Below are 19,074 nucleotides of genomic sequence, written 5' to 3'. Positions count from 1 at the left end.
GTTGTAATCAATTAAAGGATAAAATTAGCAGACCACTGCTCCAGAACATTTTTATGAGGCTTAATGAAATGCTCTTCTGCATATTTACCTTGTTCAACAGCCAATCGGCTGCGCTCTTCACGATCATATTCTACACGAGTCAGCGAATAATCTTCGTGTTTAAGACTAGGCTGGTAGATTTTCGCTGCCACTGAATTGGCATTGTAAATTTCAGGGCGATAAATCTTCTGGAAAGTCTCCATCGTACTGATTGAACTGATTAGTCCAAGATCAGTATAATCAGCAAGCAGATCTCCGGAATGATAAAAAGCCATTGGTGCCACACTGTTCGCGGGCATGAAAAAACGAACTTTTAAGCCCATTTTAGAAAAATATTCATCAGTGAGAGAATACTCGTTCTGCAGATATTCAAAGCCCAGAACCGGATGCTGATACTCAGTGCGGGTATACGTTTTGTTGCCCGATACACTTAAACAAATGATTGGTGACATCTTAAAGTGTTCTTTATAAGTATCTGAATTCACAAAGCACTTATAAAGTTTTCCGTGCAAATCACCAAAATTTTCAGGAATAGAAAAAGCAGCTTTATTTTTATTATGCTCAATCAATAAAATACTGAAATCATAATCGCGAACATAAGAAGAATAGTTATTTCCGGCAACCCCTTCGATTTTCTGGCCAGTCTTATGGTCAAAAATATTCGTTTTTAAAACTTCAATCATCGGTAGATCGTTACTGCCATTCTGGTCATCAATACTCATCGTTACTGTAAGGATTTCAAGTTCCACATGGTAACGATCCCCTTTTGGATTATCCAAATGAGCCAATGCATTGAATCGATTGTTAATCATATTTAAGGCATTGCGCAAGTTTTGCTGGCGATTAGTTCCTCTGGCCAAGTTGGCAAAATTGGTTGTCAAACGCGTTTTACTTGAGGGGTGATAGTTTTCATCTAAACAAGTGCTTTTTAGCGTGAACGCAAAATCATTCTTGATTGTATTCTGGGTGTTTTCAATATCCTGATTTTTGTTTCTTAAATCTTCTTGTATGTTCGCTTTCATCTGATGACAAGGTTTAGTTTTTTTACCCTGCAAATTTGAAAATAAAAGATTTAATATTTTACAAAATAAAAAAAATCAGTTAATTATTCTTTTTTGATACACTTTTAAAGATTATTAATCTTTTTACAAATACAATAATGAAGAAAAACAGATAATTATTCTTTAGAGAAGCAAAATATGACTGATTTGAAGTTTCCCATAGCAATTCAAGCCTCGAAAAAGAAAACAATATAATTTATATTTGCTGAAATTTAAGATAGAAATAGTAATGAATTTGATAGAAAATCTAAAATGGCGCTACGCCGCCAAAGCTTATTCCAACATTAAAATAGCAGAAGAAAAAGTTGATCAAATCTTAGAGGCTATAAATCTTTCAGCATCTTCTTGTGGTCTGCAATCTTACCGTATTTTTGTTGTAAGCAATCCAGAAATTCAAAAGAAATTAGGTGCTGATTCATATAATAAACAGATAAGTTCCTGCTCTCATTTGTTGGTTTTTGCGGCCTTCAATGACATGACTTCGACCTACATTGACGATTACATGACAATGACAGAAAAACAAAGAGGGCTTGATGCCGGTGCCTTATCAGGATTTAGAAATGGATTGCATTCCTATTTTGGAGCTATTGATACAGAACAAAAAGCTATTTGGGCGTCTAAACAGGCTTATATTGCACTAGGAACTGCACTAATTGCCGCAGCAGAATTGAAAGTGGACGCCACTCCTATCGAAGGATTTAATGCCTCCATAATCGATGAAGTTTTGGGTTTGAAAGAGAAAGGGTTGTATTCAACAGTTATCCTGGCTTTAGGATATCGTGATTTGGAAAAAGACTATATGGCAGCTACGAAAAAAGTTCGTTTGCCTATAGATGAAATGGTAACGAAAGTTTATTAGTATTATTAGATACGCTTAATTATTATGAGAAAATTATACGTTCAAACCTTGTAAACCTGATACCTCTTCTGCCACAAAAAGCTCAGGCGAATTATATAGTTTTTATCCTGAATAAGTTTTGTGGCAGAATCATGATACATACAAATCGTTATTACATAAAAATACTAAGGATCTATCTTGTAAATTAAATAAAAAATAGGCTAATTTCTTTAAATCATTCATAAAATGGTTTGATTTTGTTTCGTTGAGTCACTTAAGGAGACAACTAGCAAAAGTTGTCTCTTTTTTATACATAACATGTAGGTTTTTCAAGCCTTGAAGACCTAAAATTTCTCAAAAGGAATTCTTAGTCTGTTTGAAATAAACAGTCTTAAAGTGGTTTCATGAGAGATTTAATCAAAGCTGAAGAATGATTCTAAGCCTCGTTAAGGATGTGTTTTTTTTCTCTGGTTTTGTAGTAATTTTTTAATACTAAAATGACAGTTTTTGGATAACAATTACTTTTATTCATTTAATACTTTTTTGAAAAACTAAAAATAATGGTTACTTAAATAGATGTGACAGAACCTTCTAATCGTTTCTCAAAAAAATATTTGCATTGTGCTTTAAATTTGACATCACTTTTTCTATTAAAGCTAAGGCAGTTACTAATTTTCAATCATTTTAAAAATCGAAAACTAGTTTTATATTTCTTCAGGTAAATAATATAAAGTAATCCAAGTAGAATTACTAATATATCAAAACGAATGATTTCTGGGATACGGGTAATTTCTCCTTGATAATAAACGCCGCCGACAAGGGCTCCAAGACCTATTCCTAATTCCATACAGATATACATTGTAGCTATTGCCTTCCCTCTGAACTGTGGCTCACTAAGTTCAATTGTCCATGCTCCTATAGCAGCCGAGATCAATCCCGCACCTGTGCCGTAAACTGCAGCTCCAATTAGAAGAACAGAAATGTCCTGACTTTCACTTATTACAAACAATCCAGCCATTTTCGCTATGAGTCCTGCCACTATCACATGTGTACGCCCTTTTCGATCTGATATTTTTCCTGCTGTATAGCGAACAAGTATAGAGGCTCCTGAAAATACTGTAAAAAAGAATCCTTTGTTATGCAAGCCTAACTGTATACTCCAATCTGGAATCAACGTCTGAATTAGACCGTGTGCAGTGTACGAAAAAAAAGTTACTATGCCAGCTGGAAGTGCTGCTCTATATAAAATATCTGATCTTTTCAGACAAAGCATATCCTTACCAAATTCCTGTTTTACAGATAGAGTTTCTTTTAGGTTAATTACGATAATAGTTGAAAGAAAAGCAAGAAAAGCAGAACTGTAAAACATAACATCCACACCGTAAGCTTTTGTCAGTATACCGCCTGCTGAAGGGCCGAGACAAATCCCAAGGCTGAAGAATAAACCATGCACGCCTAATGCCTCACCCCATCTCTCCTTAGGGGTAATATCTGCTGCATAAGCCAATGAAGCGGTAGGTCTGAATCCGGTTGAAAAGCCATGAATTAAACGTAAAAATAAAAAACCGAAAACAGAACTAAAAATGGGATATAAAAAAGCAGAAACCAGACAGAAAAAAGACCCAAGAATCATCATAGGAACCCGCCCCAGCCTGTCTGTAAATTTACCGCTAAAAGGACGCGAAACGGCTGCTGTCAAAGTAAAAAGCGAAACAATAAGTCCTTTATACTGTGCTCCTCCTAAACTGCTTAAATAAGCTGGAAGCTCAGGTATAATCATGGTAAAACTTGAAGCAAAGAACAGAGAACTGAAACAGAGCATAATAAACTGAAGCGAATAAATTGATTTTTTTGCTGTCGACATTACAATTTTAGGGAAACTTTAGGCGGTTTAAATCTTTATTTACAGGTTTAATGAAATGTAATTTTTTTACTCTGAAAAATATATTCATCAGTTTATTAATCAATCTGTCTAAAAAATTAAAAACGCTAGTCTTATTAAAGCATTTAAAGTGATGGTAATTTATAAACAGAAAATCGGCGCGAGAAGGTCATTGATAAGAATACCTGCGGTGAAACACATTGCTTTGCCAGAATCAGTAAACATATCGGTTATTGAGAGCTGTTTTGGAGTAACGCCAAAATATTTTCTAAAGGAAGCAATAAAATGTGATACGCTTTTATACCCAAGCGAAGCAGAAACTTCATTTACAGTACTGTCCTGCATCAAAAGTTTCCGAGCATGCTCCATGCGCAGCTGTGTTATAAAGGAGTGCATAGTTTGATTGTAAATTTCTTTAAAACCGCTTTTAAGCTTAAACTCATTTAACAGCACCGCTCTTGAAACCTGTTTTATAGTTGGATTTTTTTTGTAATTTTTTTCAAGGTATATTTTTGCGCGCTCCAGTTTTGAATATTCTTCCGCTTTAATTCCAGACGGCAGTACTTTTTCAAGCTTATAAATATGCGACATTAAGAAAAGTTCTTTCAGCTTTGAAAGCAGATAATAATGCCCCAGAGAACCTTCGTGGGCATTGTGGACTATTTCATTGAGTATTTCGACAATGTTGTAGTTCATCGGAACTCTGAAATTTCCGAAATCTAAATAATTTCCGGCTTTGACCTGCTTATAAAAATAATCCTTTTTAATCCAGTTCTCATTCTCTAAAAGTCCGAGATAAAATTTTTTAGAGAGAAATATTCTAGTATAATGCAACGGTTCATCTTCTGCAGACATTTCCATTTCTACATCATGATCATAAAGATAAGCATAAGACAAAGAGCCTGGAGTAAGTGTTTTTAATTCGTCGGCTCCTTTTTTAAGCACTTTATAACTTCCGCTTGCCAATAATGAAATATGGATATAATCTTCATTAATTTTAATAATGTCAGTACACTTATAGGCCTGCTCATAATTGCATCTAAGCAGACAGAAACCATCAGTATAATAGACAAAATATCTTCCATCAAGAAAATCATAATTTATAATCTCCTCTTTTTTTTCACTTAAATCAGGTTCTTCGGTATAATGATCAAGAAGGTTAATATCTAAAAATTCTTTATCAACTTCTTTCACTCTGACGCTTATAAACATAATACAGCTTTAAAATTCATTTTTTCAGCAGCTCTCCTGCTTGTGTAGGGTACTTTCTAAAAAGCAACGTTCTGCTAATTAATACATTTTTTTTATTATGTCCATCCGTATCATTCTGTGGCTAAGCTTCAAAAACATGTTCTAAAAGCAACAAACAAAAACATTAAACATTAAATATCAACAATTTAATCTTTAAAAATACATTTTTAAACACTTAAACTTAATCCACTTTTTGACATTTTTAATACCGATTTGGTTACAGGTATTGTGGAGCACCTAGATACTTTTGCAAAGTTATTTATAATAATTCTAATTAAAAATAATTTTTTATTTATCTATTTACAACCCATTCATGAACCAGCAATACTTATTTCTACTCCTATTCTTTTCAATATCATTTCATACATTTTCGCAGCAAAAACATGCTTTAGTTTATGGCCGTGTTTCAGGAGAAGGCGAAACAATTCCGGGCGTAACTGTCGAAATAGCTAATACAAATTTATCGACACAGACCAAAGCAGAAGGAACATTCAAAATTGAACTACATCCTGGACATTATAAAATTATTTTCACTGCGGCAGGTTTTCAGACTCAGACTGTAGAAGCTGACATAAAGGGCAATACTCCAAAAGAACTAAACATAATACTGACTTCCAACAATCCTATAGGTCTTAAAGAAGTATCGGTTACAAGCAAATCAGCAATTGAGCAGGTTAAGGAATCACCTTTTAACGTAGTGGCTCTGGATGCTAAATCAAAATACAACTCCACCTTAGATTTAGGCCACTTGTTAGCGAAAGCCTCAGGTGTAAAAATCAGGGAATCCGGAGGTGTTGGAGCTGATATGAATATTACATTAAACGGTTTTACAGGACGAAACATAAAAATTTTCATGGACGGTGTGCCCATGCAGGGAAACAGCTCTTCGTTTCAATTGAATAATATTCCCGTTTCATTAGCAGAGCGTATAGAAGTCTATAAAGGAGTGGTTCCTGTTGAATTTGGTGGCGATGCAATTGGCGGGGCTATCAATATCGTGACAAATCGTACCACTAATTCATTTTTAGATGCCTCTTATTCATACGGTTCATTTAATACCCACAGGTCAAACATTATTTTGGGGCATACCACTGCAAAAGGTCTTTCTTTTCAGCTAAATGCTTATCAGACGTATTCGGATAACGATTATAAAATAAAAAGCAGATTGATTACCAATGGGCAATATTCCAGAGAAACCTATGAGTTTAGACGTTTTCATGCCGCATATCACAATGAAACCGTAGTAGCTAAATTAGGTATAGTAAACAAATCTTGGGCAGACCGTTTTTTTGTGGGAGCAACAATAAGCCAGGATCATCAGGAAGTACAAAATGCCCCCGCTAATATCGAATTTGTATACGGAGAAGTAGAAACCAGCAGAAAAGGTATTCAGCCCAATCTGGAATATTACAAAAGAGACTTATTCTTAAAAGGGTTAACTGCAAGAATATCTGCCAACTACAATATCAACAGCAATAAAAGTATTGACACTTCAAGCTATAAATACAACTGGCTTGGAGAAAGAACAATGGCCGTGAGTAAAGGCGAGCGAGGCACTTCTGCCTTATCAGAATACGATAACGAGAATTATTCAGCAATGGGCAATATCAGCTATGAAATCAGTCCATCACACTCGGTTACTATAAACGATGTCCAGACTGGCTCAAAACGATATTCAACTTCCACTGCCCCTGTGGAGCTTGTGACAGAATTTGAAAAATTACGCCGTCTAAGTTACAAAAATGTTTTAGGGATTTCGTACCGCTTCCGTCAGCTCAATAAATGGAATGTCAATGTTTTTGGAAAAAATTATTATCAGAAAGTTATCGGACCTTATAATACTGCCGACGAGGCGCATCCTGACTGGCAGGAACGTGATGCCAGCTATAATACAACGGGCTACGGAATTGCTTCAACTTATTTCTGGAAGTTTTTCCAATTCAAAGCTTCTATGGAAAGGGCTTACCGTTTACCGTCGGATAATGAACTTTTTGGTGATGAAAATGCTGAAGTAGGAAATTCATCTCTTGTGGCTGAAAATTCAATGAATTATAATTTAGGTTTTACAATAAATAAAGAATTCAAAAATTCTGATGCTCTTTATTTTGATGTAAATGGCTATTTCAGAGATACCGATGATTTTATTAAAAGAGAAATTTTAGTCAGAACAGGAACACTGACCTCTGTCAATTTTGGAAGCACTCACAATCTTGGTGTAGATGTAGAAGCCAGATACTACTTTAGAAACAAAGCCATGATCGGCGGAACATTTACTGCAATGCATCTGTATGATAATGAAAAATTCAGAGGATCTGAAGGTACCGTTTTAAATAGTCATTACAAGGATCGTATGCCAAATATACCATATAAGTTTGGTAATCTTGATGCTGCTTATTACATCCATAACATTGGAAAAAAATCTTCCGGAAATGTATTAAACCTTGAATACAGTCTTAATTATGTAGGTCAGTTTTATCTCAACTGGGAAAGTTTAGGCGGTACCGACAAATATGAACTGCCAACGCAATTGTCTCATGACTTTAGTGCTACTTACAGTATGAAAGGAGGTAAATACAATTTTTCCTTAGAAGTAAAAAATATAACCGACGAAGAACTAGCTGACAATTTCGGGATGATGAAACCCGGAAGAGCATTCTACGGAAAAATCAGAGTTTACTTCATGCATCGTGGAAAACATCAAAATAACTAAAAATAATAATTAAATTTTAATACTAAATGACTATGAATCGATTACTAAAAAACAAATCACTACTTATAGGTTTAGCTATGCTAACTCTTGCTTCATGTTCAAATGACAATAACTCCGGAGAACCGGAAGTGGACAATACTGCAGCCGATAAATATTTTCTGGCCGGAACATCATCAGATGGTACTACTACTTTTACTTATACTATGGCAGTTAAAGACCTTGCAAAAGATACTTTGGTCAGTACAAATTATCCAGGAACGATTGAAAATATGGGCAGTTATACACAATGGGGCTATAGCGGCACCAAAGCACTTTTTGCTATCAGCTATCAGCAGGGAAATCCCGCACCAGGTTCTGTTTTTCAATTAAGTGCTGCCGGGGCATTAAAAAAAATAGATGATTTTGTACTTGACAAAGGCTTTAATACCATTGGTAGTTTTAGTCACTACCTGGTTGCTGCCGCAAATGGTGAAACGCTTACTGGAGCAAATGACGGAAAAAAAGGTTCTGTCTTTTATTCATTTGATTTGAATAATAACAATGCAATTACACAATACGCAGCTGTAGGAGAAGGTTTTGTCGGAGGTGACCAAATTGCAAGCTTTGTAGGTATCGCAGATGCAGGAAATGATACTTTTTTTACAGCAGTTAATTTAGCTATTGGACCTAGTGCAAGACCTGTAAATGCAGATAGTATCTATGTAGCAAAAATGGATGCTCAGGCAAAATTAGTACGTCTTTACAAAGACAATCGTTTAAGTGCTTCAGGAGGTCAGTTTCGTTCTGCCCGCTACGGACAGCTTGCAAATGATGCTGATGGCAATACTTATGTTTTCTCAACAGGATACGGTACAACTACTAAAAAAAGTGGTGCTTTATTAATCAAAAAAGATGCGACGGCATTTGATGCTGCTTATTATTTTAATATTGAAGAAGCATCAGGCGGATACAAACTGCGTAAAGTTTGGAACATAACCGCTGATTATTTCCTTTTAGAAATGTACAATACTTCAGGAGTAGTGGCTTCTACTGTTGCCGCGACACAATATGCTGTTGCGCGCATGAGTACAAAAGATTTTAAATGGGTTAGAGACGGTTTCCCTACGGTAAGTGAAATCACAAGTGTGGGATGGCCATTTACAGCAGACGGAAAAGCTTATATTTCTGCTGTTACGCCAAATACAAATCCAACAGTATATGTAATTGACCCTATTACAGCAACAGCAAAAAAAGGAATCTCTGTATCAGGAGTATCTGCAATTCCGGGTATGGGGAAATTAAGCCCTCAAAGCGATATAAAATAATCACTTCAATCATTTCTGGAAGAAAATTTAAAGCTCTGCCAAAAATGAACAATTTTAAATTTAGTTAATTTAAAAAAGACTGTTGGTAAGCAAAGTCCCCTTACCAACAGCCTTTTGATGAAAAATAAAAGTAATGAGAAAAATATTTTTAATAGCAATTACAATGGCTTCTTTAACCTTTGTAAACGCACAAAAGTCAAAATTAAAAATTCTGGACAGGGAATTCTGGAAAACAAATCCGGATTTAACAGCTGTGAAGGCAGAATTAAATGGTTTCAAATTTGAAGATGTAAAAAACGGCGATGACCCTTTGAGTTTAGCCATTAATAATGATGCCTCAATCGAAGTAATTAAATATTTGGCTGATCAGCCGGGAATCGATTTCCAGAGAAATATACGCGAAGGGAGGACTTACCTGCATGCCGCTGCTTCAAAACCAAATGCGGAGGCTGTAGATTATTTATTGCAGAAAGGTGCCGATATGAACTTTTTATGCCATCACGATCAAACCGCGTTAACCTTCGCCGGTTTCAGCGGAACTGTAAATCTTGCTGTAATCAAAGCTTTTGAGAAACACGGATTAGATTTAAAGAAGACATATCCAGCCAAAAACGATGCTAATATCCTTTTATTAGCTGTAGGTTCTGATACCGATTTCAGCATTACCAATTATTTAATTTCTAAAGGTATTTCTATACAATCGAAAGATAAGAAAGGACTTAATGCTTTTGATTATGCTGTAAAATACGGAAACGTAAATGTCCTGAAAAAGCTGGTTGAAAAAGGGGTTAAATATTCTGATCAGGATTTAATCTTTGCAGCTCAGGGAGCTTTCCGCAAAGCAAATAAAATCGATGTTTTTAAATACCTTGTTGATGATTTAAAAATTAAACCGACCGTTACCAGCGAATCGGGCGATAATGTTTTGCATTACATTGCCGCTAAAAACAATCAGGATGACATTATTACTTATTTCATTAATAAAGGCGTAAACATTAATCAGGAAAACAAAGAAGGAAACACACCTTTTATAAATGCTGCGGGAGGGAAAAGTTTCGAAATAGTAGCCTTGATGCTTCCTAAAGTAAAAAACATAAATACTGTAAATTCAAAAGGAGAATCTGCCTTAACGTATGCTGTAAAAAGTGGCTCTCCAAAAGCGGTTGATCTTCTTCTAAGTAAAGGAGCTGATGCAAAAATCAAAGACAAACAGGGAAATGATTTAGCCTATTATTTGGTAGATTCTTACCGCCCGGCCCGTGGTGGTTTTGGAGGAGGCACTGCAGAAAATCCAAAACAGGATGATTTTGGCGATAAATTAAAATCGCTTCAAAAAAGTGGTTTAAATTTTAATGCTCCTCAAAAAGACGGAGGCACTTTATATCATGTGGCTATAACCAAAACCGATTTGGAAATACTTAAAAAACTGGCTCCTTTAAAAATTGATGTAAACACCAAAAACAAAGATGGTTTAACAGTTTTACACCGTGCGGCTATGTTGTCTAAAAATGATGAAGTCTTAAAATATCTGATTTCAATAGGTGCTAAAAAAGAAATAACATCTGAATTTAATGAAACGGCATACAATCTGGCGAAAGAGAATGATTTGTTGACCAAAAACAATATTGATATTGAATTTTTAAAATAATACTATGAAATTGTTATCACGATTATCATTTTTAATGCTGGGCTTTCTGTTTGTATTAAATGCATCAGCACAAACAAGCAAATACAAATGCATGCTTCAAATGTCAAATTATATGGGCGAAGGTGCCTATATTGTGGTTTCTCTAATAAATCCGCAGGGAAAATATGACAAAACACTTTATGTTATGGGAGAAGATAAAAAGTGGTACAAAAGCCTTAAGGAATGGTACGCCTTCTACTCTAAAAAGCCCACTGATATAAGTGCAAAAACCGGAGCATCGGTTACTGGCGGAGATAGAAGTTCGACTACTTTGGAAATTGAAGATTCTAAAATTAATAGCGGATACAAATTGCGTTTTGAATCGGCCGTGGAAGATCAGAAATATTATCAGGCAGATCTTGAAATCAATATCACAACTGAGGAACTATCTTCAAAAACTGAAGGAAAAAATTACATTAAGTATGTAAGATTTACTAAAGTCTAATGAAATTTAAACAGACACTGTTGGATATGCAGTGTCTGTTCTTATCATTCTGTTCTCAAACTGCCTAATTAATTCCTTTTAGAAAAAATAATTAGATGCATTGATTTAAGTAATACAATAGTTTTGAAAAATGGTATTGCATTGAAAGCTTTTTGCTGCACATTTTTATGCAGAAGTAGACTTTTCAAAAACACGCCAATAGTTTCCACCCGTTATCGCAATTATTTCCTTTTCAGAAAAGCCATTCTTCAGCATTGCTTCTACGACTCTGTACAAAAAGCCCTCTGAGCTTTCTCCCCAACTGTAATTAGTTTTTTTACCAAATCGCTCCTGTACATTATTTGGGAGTGCCATTTTTGTGTCTGTTCCTATGCATATATGCTCAGTTCCAACAACATCGGCCATCGCCTTCAAATTCTCAGCAAATTCCAATGGTGTATCTGCAAGATGCGTCCAGACACCTATTACACCTCCTGCAGAAGCAAATGTTTTAGCCTGTTCTTCACTAATAAGTCTCGGCATCATCATTTTCGCCATTTTTTCATCTTTACCTAAACGAGTATTGAGACCAGTGTGCGAAATAATCATTGATTTGGAAGAAACTTCTATAGCCCTGTTTATAGCTTCATTGTTACAATGCGCAAGATCAACCAGTATTCCCAGTCTGTTACATTCTATAATTGTATCAATTCCAAGTTGAGTTAATCCATTAAATTGAGGTTTATCTGTATAGATATCTCCCATTGGCGGTGATGTCTGCCCATCATGCATAAGTCCCAGATGTCGTATACCACGTTTGTAAGCTATTTCCAGACGTTCCAGCTTTCCTTCAATGAAGTGTCCTCCTTCAACAGACTGGATTACAAATTTCTTTTTTTGTTGGACGGAATTCTTCACATCTTTGTAGTTCAAAGCGCGGGTAAGATTATTCTCAATCAGCAGCTGATCCATCTCATCAAGGCTGGTAATAAAACGTTCGTAAGCTTCACCTTCATAGTTTAGCTTTGGACGGTCTACCTGAAAGGTCATACAAATTGCAGATAGTCCCGAACTATTTAATTCGCTCGCTAAAGCATAATGCTGTAACTTAAATTCTTCCCTGTTAAAAGGCACATCCATATGGTTGTGTGTATCAATTCCGATACATTTTGCCACAATCTTTTTTATATTGTCGGCCTCTTCTTTTCCTATCCATGAAGCAAGCGGATTAAACCCAAGTGCTGCACCAGCCACTGCGCCGGTTATTAAAAATTTACGTCTTGACCAATTATTGTCCATACTTTAATATTACGGTTTATTCAGTTTTATAATTCTGATAATTAATAGCTAAATTTTTTTTGCTTATATTTTTAAATCGTTCTTAGCAGCATTTACAAGTCCTTCCAGCCAATCCTGATGGCCGTTAATCATCGGATTGGGTTTTACTCTAGCCAGTCCCTGTGCCGGTTTTCCAATCTGGCTTTCCTGTGTGAGAATCCTAACTCTTCCACCAGGTAGGTCCTCAATAAGCCATGCGTGAATAACATCCAGTCTGGTTTCTGCATCACCTTCTGCCCAGCCATGCCACGCAAGCCTTGCTGGTTCATTTGCTGCAGGTGGCACAAATTCTGTGATTTCTGCTTCAATCGGAAAACCAAATGTTTTGAATCTGAATCTGGAATCCTTAGTGAATTCAGGTCCTCCTTTATGATCAAATTCGATTTCGGATGAGTTTGCATAATAAACAGGCCACGCAAAAGGATTGTTTAAATAAGGCCAAACCTTATCGACCGTTAATTCTGAAACTATAACTTCATTTGAGCAGTAATTATCTGTAGTACCCGGAAGGTATTCCTCGGACCAAAATATTTCATTTGCCATTTTTAATCTGTTTGATATTAATTTATTATTTAACGATGACCGATGTTATACCATCAGGTCTGCCTATTTCGAGGCGTTTAATTTCTTTTCGGGTAGTAAGGTCAATCACAATTACATAATTATCCGGTGTACAGGAAACAAACATTCTATTGCTTTCTTTATCCATGTAAATACCGGCTCCCCTACCAATATTCATCTGCTTTTCAAGCTTACGAGTTTTACGATTATAATAGAGAAGATCACCCGTTTTTACACTTACAATACATACCGTTTGACCGTCGGGAGTAATTTTTAAACGATGAAGTCCAAATACTTTAGAATCAAAATCAGACGTAACTTTTTTAGTCTAAAGATCAACTGTCATAATATGACCATCGGGTCTTGCTGTCCATAATTCTTTTCCGCCAGGTGATACATCAAAGTCTTCAGCCCCTATTCCAACATTTACTAATGTCTGCCGCCATTCTTGTCTATTTTTAGCATTAGCAGGCAGTACACCAGTTGGCGGCATATAAGGTGGAATTTCCAAATATTCATAAATACTAAGTGTCCCGGACTCTACGTTGGTAGTGTAAAATCTTTTTCCATTGGGAGTAACATAAAGCAAATGGGTAAAATCCTGACCGGTTCCAAAAACTGCTGTAACGGCATTTTGTTTTATATCAAAAACACCAATAATTTTAGAACCTTGTGCTGTAAACCAAAGCTGATCATTAAGATAAACAAGTCCATGCGGAATAAAGAAAGGTTTTGTATCTATAGTTTTTTCAGGCTGTAATGTTTTTAGATTTAAAACTGCAATTTCATGGCCTTTATCATTCATGAGTGGTTTTGAAACATAAGCAAATGATCCGTCGGGACTGGTTACAACCTCATGCGGATCTTCTCCAACAGGAATTTTTGCAATAGTATCGAGTGATTTATAATCATAAACAATTACCTTTTTCTCGCCTTTTGAAAGTGCTAAAATATATTTTTTGCTTTGACTGAAGCTTATACTTGATATTGTCAGTAGTAAAATTAAAAAGAGTTTCTTATATGTATTCATATTTTAAGTTATGAGATTTGAAAATTATACACGTAATTACACGAAGACATTCTCTAAATGTGTCAGATATTGCAATTTTAAATTGTTCAATCTGTTATTGTCCATATTTTTTTCAACATCATGGAAATGAAAACTCTCCAAAGGCTGTAACCCGCAAAAGGCATTCATTTTATGAAAAGGAAAAAGAACTCCATCATCGACACTTCTTCCCATAAAAAATTCCTCAGGAATTGTAAATGCTGCTTCTGGAGCATTCCATGTTGTAGTCACGAAGTATTTTTTATCGTTCATTAATCCGCCTGTTCCATAATTTCTTTCGGGATTATCTGCTTTTCTGCCGTCACTGTAATACATTCCTTTCCTATGTCCGGCAGTAAGTACTTTATCCAGATACTCTTTAAGTGTAAAAGGAATATACATCCACCATATTGGAAAATGGTAAATGATTATATCCGCCCAAAGAAACTTATCAATTTCACTTTCCACATCATAAGAATCTGATATTTTGGTTATTTTATATTCAAAATCGTCAGCTGTAGTAAAAAATTCCGTATCCCAAAAAGTTATTTCATCATTCAGTTTTCCTCCGGAGTGAGCAAAATGCTGTCCGGCATTTATAATAAATATATTTTTCACTCTTTATACTATAAAAATTATAGTTGCAAAAATACTTATAGTGAACTACCTTTGCAATAACTATCAAAAGCGATAGGTTTACTTTTATGGGAAAAAATGTAGTAGTTAATGGTAAATTGTATGCCTGCACGATAAGTTTGGCTATGGATATCGTGGGAGGCAAATGGAAAACGGTTATTCTTCATCACTTGAAAAGTGGTGAGAAAAGATACAATGAATTGAGAAAGGAAATTCCAGCCATAACTGAAATGACCTTAAGCCTGCAATTAAAACAGCTTGAAGAAAACGGACTGGTTAACAGGGTTGTATATGGAGATAAACCTCCTATAAAAGTGGTTTATAACCTGACTGAATTTGGGAGAACTTTTATTCCCGCTCTGGAAGCAATTGACCAATGGGGAATTTTTGTGGCAGATAAGATTGGCAAACCAGTTCAGTAAAAATTTAATATAAATTTTTACAAAATTATAATTTTGATTTACGTTGACCAATTTGATTAATTTCAATTAATAATCAATTACATATGCACAAATCATTATAAAAATATAAACCAATTTTTAACTTCAGTGGAACAACAATTATTAAGTAGGATTAAATGAAAATTAAGTAAATTATGATTATCAAATTTTGACCTAAATAAAGAAACAGCTTTAATTCTGTATGTAATGAAAAGATATTGAGAGTCCGATAGGTTTTTATTTCCTGAAACTGATTTAAGTAATTAGATTTTTCTCAAATAGATCTTGAACAGCTTGTTCCTCAAATTTAGTCATATTCAGTATTTAAAAGTAATTCTCAAATGTATATAAATTAGGTCAAAATTTCTTAATTTTTAAAGAATAAAAAAACCGATTTGTTTAGTTCACAAATCGGTTTCGGTATTTTTTAGAAAGAACTTTTAAAAAGCAGCTTTCATCTTATCTTTTATATTTTCTAAACACAAATTATTAATACTTCCTTCGTGGGTGTGTCTGGTTTCTTTTGGAGACTTATAAGTTCCTGCTTCTAATTGTTCTGCAACAGCTTTATAAGCATCTCTAAAAGGCATTCCATCAACTACCATTTCGTTTAAAGTATCTACAGTAAACAAATAATCGTATTTTTTATCTTCCAAAATATGATCTTTTACTGTGATATCTTTTATAGAAAAGATTGCAATATCCAAACAAGCTTTCAGATTTTGAATCGCCGGAAACAAACCTTCTTTTAAAAGCTGTAAATCTCTGTGATAACCGCTTGGAAGATTATTGGTGATTAAAGTGATTTCGTATGGAAGCGCCTGAATCTTATTGCATTTTCCTCGAATCAATTCAAAAACATCCGGATTTTTCTTGTGTGGCATAATGCTCGAACCTGTTGTAAGATGCGCCGGAAGACCAATAAAATCAAAGTTTTGGCTCATATACAAACAAACGTCCATTGCAAATTTTGACAATGTTCCTGCAACGCTTGTCATGGCAAAAGCAACTGTTTTTTCTGCTTTTCCACGGCTCATTTGCGCGGCAACGGCATTGTATTTTAAAGTCTCGAAACCTAATTCTTGTGTTGTAAATGTCCTGTTGATTGGGAAAGAACTTCCGTAACCTGCAGCAGATCCTAACGGATTCTGATCTACAATTTTTGAAGCTGCGTTCAGCATTGTGATATCATCAATCAAACTTTCGGCATAAGCAGAAAACCACATTCCGAAAGACGATGGCATTGCGATTTGCAAATGCGTATAACCCGGCAATAAAACATTTTGGTGTTTTTCTGCCGATTCCATCAACAAATCAAACAAGGTTTTTACCTGTTCTTTTATGGCTTTTAGCTCATCTTTTAAATACAAATGAACATCTACCAAAACCTGATCGTTACGGGAACGTGCGGTGTGGATTTTCTTTCCGGCATCGCCTAGTTTTACTGTCAACAGATATTCGATTTTAGAATGTACATCTTCAAAACTGTCTTCGATTTCGAAATTACCTACTACGATATCTGCAATGATTTCGTTTAAGGCATCAACCAGAGAAGTTGTCTCTTCTGCAGTTAACAAACCAATCTGACCCAACATTTTAGCGTGAGCGATTGAACCTAAAGCATCGTATTTTGCTAAAACCAAATCCAGTTCACGATCGTTTCCAACGGTGAATTGTTCAATTTGTTTATCTGTTGGTATTCCTTTTTCCCAAAGTTTCATATTGTCGATTTTTTTGTTTCACCGAGATACACAAAGTAAACTCAGAGATTCACAAAGTTTCTATTTTTCTTTATTTCTTAGTTTTCGAATGCCTTAGCCCCGATAGCAGTGGAAATCCTTTTGTGCCGGGGTTCGGCACAAAAGATTGTAACGGATAGCGGGATTAGCTCCTAAAAAATATTATAATTTAAAGAAATCGGTTAGTATTTTGATATACAGGTCGACTCCTTCTTCAATTTCATTTACAAATATAAATTCGTCTGCAGAATGCGAACGCAATGTTTCTCCCGGTCCTAATTTCAAAGACTGACAGCTTAAAACGGATTGATCTGAAAGCGTTGGAGAGCCATAAGTTGTTCTCCCCAGGGCAATTCCGGCCTGAACCAGACCATGAGAGATTGGAATAGACGAAGCATTCAAATGCATAGATCTTGGTTTAACTTCGGCATTTACATTCGTTTTTACTACTTCCAGAATTTCAGCATTGGTATAACAGTCGTTTACACGAATATCAACCACCAAATCACATTCTGACGGCACTACATTATGCTGTTTCCCGGCGTTTATCTGGGTTACTGTCATTTTTACAGGTCCTAAAACGTCTGATATTTTGTTGAATTTATAGTTTTTAAACCATTCCATTACCGGAATTGATTTGTATAAAGCATTATCGTCGTTTTGGTGTGCGGCATGGCTTGCGGTTCCTTTTACTTTTACGTCAAGAACTAATAAACCTTTCTCTGCAACAGCCAATTGCATTAAAGTTGGTTCACCAACAATAGCGCAATCCAGTTCCGGTAAATGTTTCAAAACACTGTTTAAACCATTTTTTCCGCTGCTTTCTTCTTCTGCAGAAGCTACAATTACGATATTATGTGATAAATTTTGATTTTCGTAAAAATGTACAAACGTCGCCAATAACGAAACCAGACACCCTCCGGCATCATTACTTCCTAAACCAAATAGTTTACCGTCTTTTTCAATCGCTTTAAACGGATCGTTGGTGTAGGCCTGATTTGGTCTTACCGTATCGTGGTGTGAATTTAGTAAAAGTGTCGGTTTATTTTCGTCGAAATATTTATTGAAAGCCCACACATTGTTGTTTTCTCTCTTGAATGGAATTTCATTCTGATTGAACCAATTTTCTATTAAAAGAGCTGTTTGATCTTCTTCACTTGAAAATGAAGGGGTTTCAATCAGTTTTTTTAATAAATTAATTGCTTCTTGGGTAAGCGTTTCTATATTTTTCATTTTAATTTAGGTACTGATACTATCCCGATAGCTATCGGGACTAAAATTCTAAGACTGCAAAAGTCTTGGTTTCTTTGAAACTTAGCAACTTTTTCTTTTATAAAGTAATCGTCGTATGCAGAATATCTGAATTTTGAAGCATTCGGTGATGCCCAATTTTGATTTTCTGTACACCTCTGGATAAACTATTGAAACAGTTATCCAGTTTTGGAATCATTCCCGAATGGATTACTTTTTCTTCTTTTAATTTATGGTATAAAGCTTCGTTGATTTCTGTTATTACAGACGAATCATCTTCTGAATCTTGTAAAACACCTTGTTTTTCAAAACAATAAGTCAGAGTAACATCAAAAACTTCTGATAATGCAATTGATAATTCGCTTGCAATCGTATCCGCATTTGTGTTTAATAATTGTCCCTTTTTGTCATGTGTAATGGCACAGAAAACCGGCACAACTCCGGCTTCTAATAAAGTAGCCAGTAATTTGGTATTAACTTGTTTTACGTCGCCAACAAATCCGTAATCTATTGTCGGGTGGTTTCTTTTTACAGATTGTATTAAATTTCCATCTGCTCCGGAAAAACCAATTGCATTATTATCTTTTGCCTGTAACTGCGCTACAATATGTTTGTTAATTTGTCCTGCATAAATCATCACGACAACATCAAGCATTGGAGCATCAGTAATTCGGCGTCCGTCAATCATTTGCGGAACCAGACCAATACTCTGTGCCATTTTCGTGGCCGATTTTCCGCCTCCGTGAACTAAAACTTTATGTCCTTCGATTTTAGAAAAATCCGTTAGGAATTGCTCTAATTCTGTTGGATTATCGATAATATTTCCACCTATTTTGATTACTGTAACTTGCATAAGTTTCTAAGT

The 19,074-nt window shown here is 35.2% G+C and carries 17 protein-coding genes; 6 read left to right on the top strand and 11 right to left on the bottom strand.

The annotated features are described in order from the left end of the window. Window positions 1-11: 11 nt before the first annotated feature. A complete protein-coding gene (locus GWR14_RS00940) occupies window positions 12-1,061 on the bottom strand; it encodes a DUF1852 domain-containing protein (protein ID WP_223150946.1) in 1,050 nt (349 codons plus the stop codon). A 268-nt stretch (window positions 1,062-1,329) separates the two neighbouring features. Between GWR14_RS00940 and GWR14_RS00935 the strand changes: the two genes are divergently transcribed. Further along, window positions 1,330-1,959 carry a nitroreductase family protein gene (locus GWR14_RS00935; protein ID WP_163407075.1) on the top strand — a complete coding sequence of 210 codons (630 nt, stop codon included), beginning with the start codon at window positions 1,330-1,332 and terminating at the stop codon, window positions 1,957-1,959. 658 nt (window positions 1,960-2,617) lie between these two features. On the opposite strand, the gene GWR14_RS00930 is transcribed toward GWR14_RS00935, so the two are convergent. Both GWR14_RS00930 and GWR14_RS00925 read right to left on the bottom strand, forming a co-directional pair. Continuing rightward, the gene (locus GWR14_RS00930) at window positions 2,618-3,802 is read right to left on the bottom strand and encodes an MFS transporter (protein ID WP_163407074.1); all 1,185 of its coding nucleotides are present in this window, start codon (window positions 3,800-3,802) and stop codon (window positions 2,618-2,620) included. A 159-nt stretch (window positions 3,803-3,961) separates the two neighbouring features. Then, complete coding sequence (locus GWR14_RS00925; protein WP_163407073.1) at window positions 3,962-5,032, bottom strand: helix-turn-helix domain-containing protein; 1,071 nt, start codon at window positions 5,030-5,032, stop codon at window positions 3,962-3,964. Window positions 5,033-5,384: 352 nt separating this feature from the next. Here GWR14_RS00925 and GWR14_RS00920 point away from each other — a divergent pair, with 352 nt between their 5' ends. The 4 genes from GWR14_RS00920 (at window position 5,385) to GWR14_RS00905 (ending at window position 11,217) form a co-directional block, all read left to right on the top strand. Then, the gene (locus GWR14_RS00920; RefSeq protein ID WP_163407072.1) at window positions 5,385-7,781 is read left to right on the top strand and encodes a TonB-dependent receptor; all 2,397 of its coding nucleotides are present in this window, start codon (window positions 5,385-5,387) and stop codon (window positions 7,779-7,781) included. A gap of 32 nt (window positions 7,782-7,813) precedes the next feature. Then, the gene (locus GWR14_RS00915) at window positions 7,814-9,085 is read left to right on the top strand and encodes a DUF4374 domain-containing protein (RefSeq protein ID WP_163407071.1); all 1,272 of its coding nucleotides are present in this window, start codon (window positions 7,814-7,816) and stop codon (window positions 9,083-9,085) included. Window positions 9,086-9,218: 133 nt separating this feature from the next. Beyond that, the gene (locus tag GWR14_RS00910; protein ID WP_163407070.1) at window positions 9,219-10,733 is read left to right on the top strand and encodes an ankyrin repeat domain-containing protein; all 1,515 of its coding nucleotides are present in this window, start codon (window positions 9,219-9,221) and stop codon (window positions 10,731-10,733) included. 4 nt (window positions 10,734-10,737) lie between these two features. Continuing rightward, window positions 10,738-11,217 carry a DUF2271 domain-containing protein gene (locus tag GWR14_RS00905; RefSeq protein WP_163407069.1) on the top strand — a complete coding sequence of 160 codons (480 nt, stop codon included), beginning with the start codon at window positions 10,738-10,740 and terminating at the stop codon, window positions 11,215-11,217. Window positions 11,218-11,382: 165 nt separating this feature from the next. Here GWR14_RS00905 and GWR14_RS00900 read toward each other — a convergent pair whose 3' ends face one another. The 5 genes from GWR14_RS00900 to GWR14_RS00880 all read right to left on the bottom strand — a co-directional run bounded on the left by GWR14_RS00900 (window position 11,383) and on the right by GWR14_RS00880 (window position 14,761). Beyond that, window positions 11,383-12,495 (bottom strand): dipeptidase, encoded by a 1,113-nt coding sequence (locus tag GWR14_RS00900; protein ID WP_163407068.1) that lies wholly within the window; start codon window positions 12,493-12,495, stop codon window positions 11,383-11,385. Between the two features lie 63 nt (window positions 12,496-12,558). Further along, window positions 12,559-13,077: an SRPBCC family protein gene (locus tag GWR14_RS00895; protein WP_163407067.1), complete on the bottom strand. Its 519-nt coding sequence runs from the start codon at window positions 13,075-13,077 to the stop codon at window positions 12,559-12,561. A gap of 25 nt (window positions 13,078-13,102) precedes the next feature. Continuing rightward, a complete protein-coding gene (locus GWR14_RS00890) occupies window positions 13,103-13,273 on the bottom strand; it encodes a hypothetical protein (RefSeq protein ID WP_163407066.1) in 171 nt (56 codons plus the stop codon). A gap of 150 nt (window positions 13,274-13,423) precedes the next feature. Beyond that, entirely contained in the window at window positions 13,424-14,125 is a 702-nt protein-coding gene (locus GWR14_RS00885; protein WP_163407065.1) for a YncE family protein, read from the bottom strand. 36 nt (window positions 14,126-14,161) lie between these two features. Continuing rightward, the gene (locus GWR14_RS00880) at window positions 14,162-14,761 is read right to left on the bottom strand and encodes an NAD(P)H-dependent oxidoreductase (protein ID WP_163407064.1); all 600 of its coding nucleotides are present in this window, start codon (window positions 14,759-14,761) and stop codon (window positions 14,162-14,164) included. 86 nt (window positions 14,762-14,847) lie between these two features. Between GWR14_RS00880 and GWR14_RS00875 the strand changes: the two genes are divergently transcribed. Then, window positions 14,848-15,201 carry a winged helix-turn-helix transcriptional regulator gene (locus tag GWR14_RS00875; protein WP_163407063.1) on the top strand — a complete coding sequence of 118 codons (354 nt, stop codon included), beginning with the start codon at window positions 14,848-14,850 and terminating at the stop codon, window positions 15,199-15,201. Between the two features lie 458 nt (window positions 15,202-15,659). On the opposite strand, the gene argH is transcribed toward GWR14_RS00875, so the two are convergent. From argH to argB, 3 genes are all read right to left on the bottom strand, one after another. Next, window positions 15,660-16,940: an argininosuccinate lyase gene (gene argH, locus GWR14_RS00870; protein ID WP_163407062.1), complete on the bottom strand. Its 1,281-nt coding sequence runs from the start codon at window positions 16,938-16,940 to the stop codon at window positions 15,660-15,662. Window positions 16,941-17,120: 180 nt separating this feature from the next. Next, window positions 17,121-18,191 carry a M20 family metallo-hydrolase gene (locus GWR14_RS00865; protein ID WP_163407061.1) on the bottom strand — a complete coding sequence of 357 codons (1,071 nt, stop codon included), beginning with the start codon at window positions 18,189-18,191 and terminating at the stop codon, window positions 17,121-17,123. A 97-nt stretch (window positions 18,192-18,288) separates the two neighbouring features. Then, window positions 18,289-19,062 (bottom strand): acetylglutamate kinase, encoded by a 774-nt coding sequence (gene argB, locus GWR14_RS00860; protein ID WP_163407060.1) that lies wholly within the window; start codon window positions 19,060-19,062, stop codon window positions 18,289-18,291. Window positions 19,063-19,074: the final 12 nt, after the last annotated feature.

Source organism: Flavobacterium ajazii, from assembly GCF_010614725.1.
In the GTDB taxonomy this organism is placed as follows: Bacteria; Bacteroidota; Bacteroidia; order Flavobacteriales; family Flavobacteriaceae; genus Flavobacterium; species Flavobacterium ajazii.
Note: the sequence above shows the minus strand (reverse complement) of the source record. Positions and strands in the feature narration are given on the sequence as shown.

Bases quoted from the DNA above. Each gene is read 5' to 3' on its own strand.
- GWR14_RS00885 (WP_163407065.1), bottom strand. From the start codon at position 14,125: ATGAATACATATAAGAAACTCTTTTTAATTTTACTACTGACAATATCA.
- GWR14_RS00865 (WP_163407061.1), bottom strand. From the start codon at position 18,191: ATGAAAAATATAGAAACGCTTACCCAAGAAGCAATTAATTTATTAAAA.
- GWR14_RS00930 (WP_163407074.1), bottom strand. From the start codon at position 3,802: ATGTCGACAGCAAAAAAATCAATTTATTCGCTTCAGTTTATTATGCTC.
- GWR14_RS00940 (WP_223150946.1), bottom strand. From the start codon at position 1,061: ATGAAAGCGAACATACAAGAAGATTTAAGAAACAAAAATCAGGATATT.
- GWR14_RS00935 (WP_163407075.1), top strand. From the start codon at position 1,330: ATGAATTTGATAGAAAATCTAAAATGGCGCTACGCCGCCAAAGCTTAT.
- GWR14_RS00910 (WP_163407070.1), top strand. From the start codon at position 9,219: ATGAGAAAAATATTTTTAATAGCAATTACAATGGCTTCTTTAACCTTT.
- GWR14_RS00905 (WP_163407069.1), top strand. From the start codon at position 10,738: ATGAAATTGTTATCACGATTATCATTTTTAATGCTGGGCTTTCTGTTT.
- GWR14_RS00875 (WP_163407063.1), top strand. From the start codon at position 14,848: ATGGGAAAAAATGTAGTAGTTAATGGTAAATTGTATGCCTGCACGATA.
- GWR14_RS00890 (WP_163407066.1), bottom strand. From the start codon at position 13,273: ATGAATATTGGTAGGGGAGCCGGTATTTACATGGATAAAGAAAGCAAT.
- GWR14_RS00920 (WP_163407072.1), top strand. From the start codon at position 5,385: ATGAACCAGCAATACTTATTTCTACTCCTATTCTTTTCAATATCATTT.
- GWR14_RS00895 (WP_163407067.1), bottom strand. From the start codon at position 13,077: ATGGCAAATGAAATATTTTGGTCCGAGGAATACCTTCCGGGTACTACA.
- argB (WP_163407060.1), bottom strand. From the start codon at position 19,062: ATGCAAGTTACAGTAATCAAAATAGGTGGAAATATTATCGATAATCCA.
- GWR14_RS00915 (WP_163407071.1), top strand. From the start codon at position 7,814: ATGAATCGATTACTAAAAAACAAATCACTACTTATAGGTTTAGCTATG.
- argH (WP_163407062.1), bottom strand. From the start codon at position 16,940: ATGAAACTTTGGGAAAAAGGAATACCAACAGATAAACAAATTGAACAA.
- GWR14_RS00900 (WP_163407068.1), bottom strand. From the start codon at position 12,495: ATGGACAATAATTGGTCAAGACGTAAATTTTTAATAACCGGCGCAGTG.
- GWR14_RS00925 (WP_163407073.1), bottom strand. From the start codon at position 5,032: ATGTTTATAAGCGTCAGAGTGAAAGAAGTTGATAAAGAATTTTTAGAT.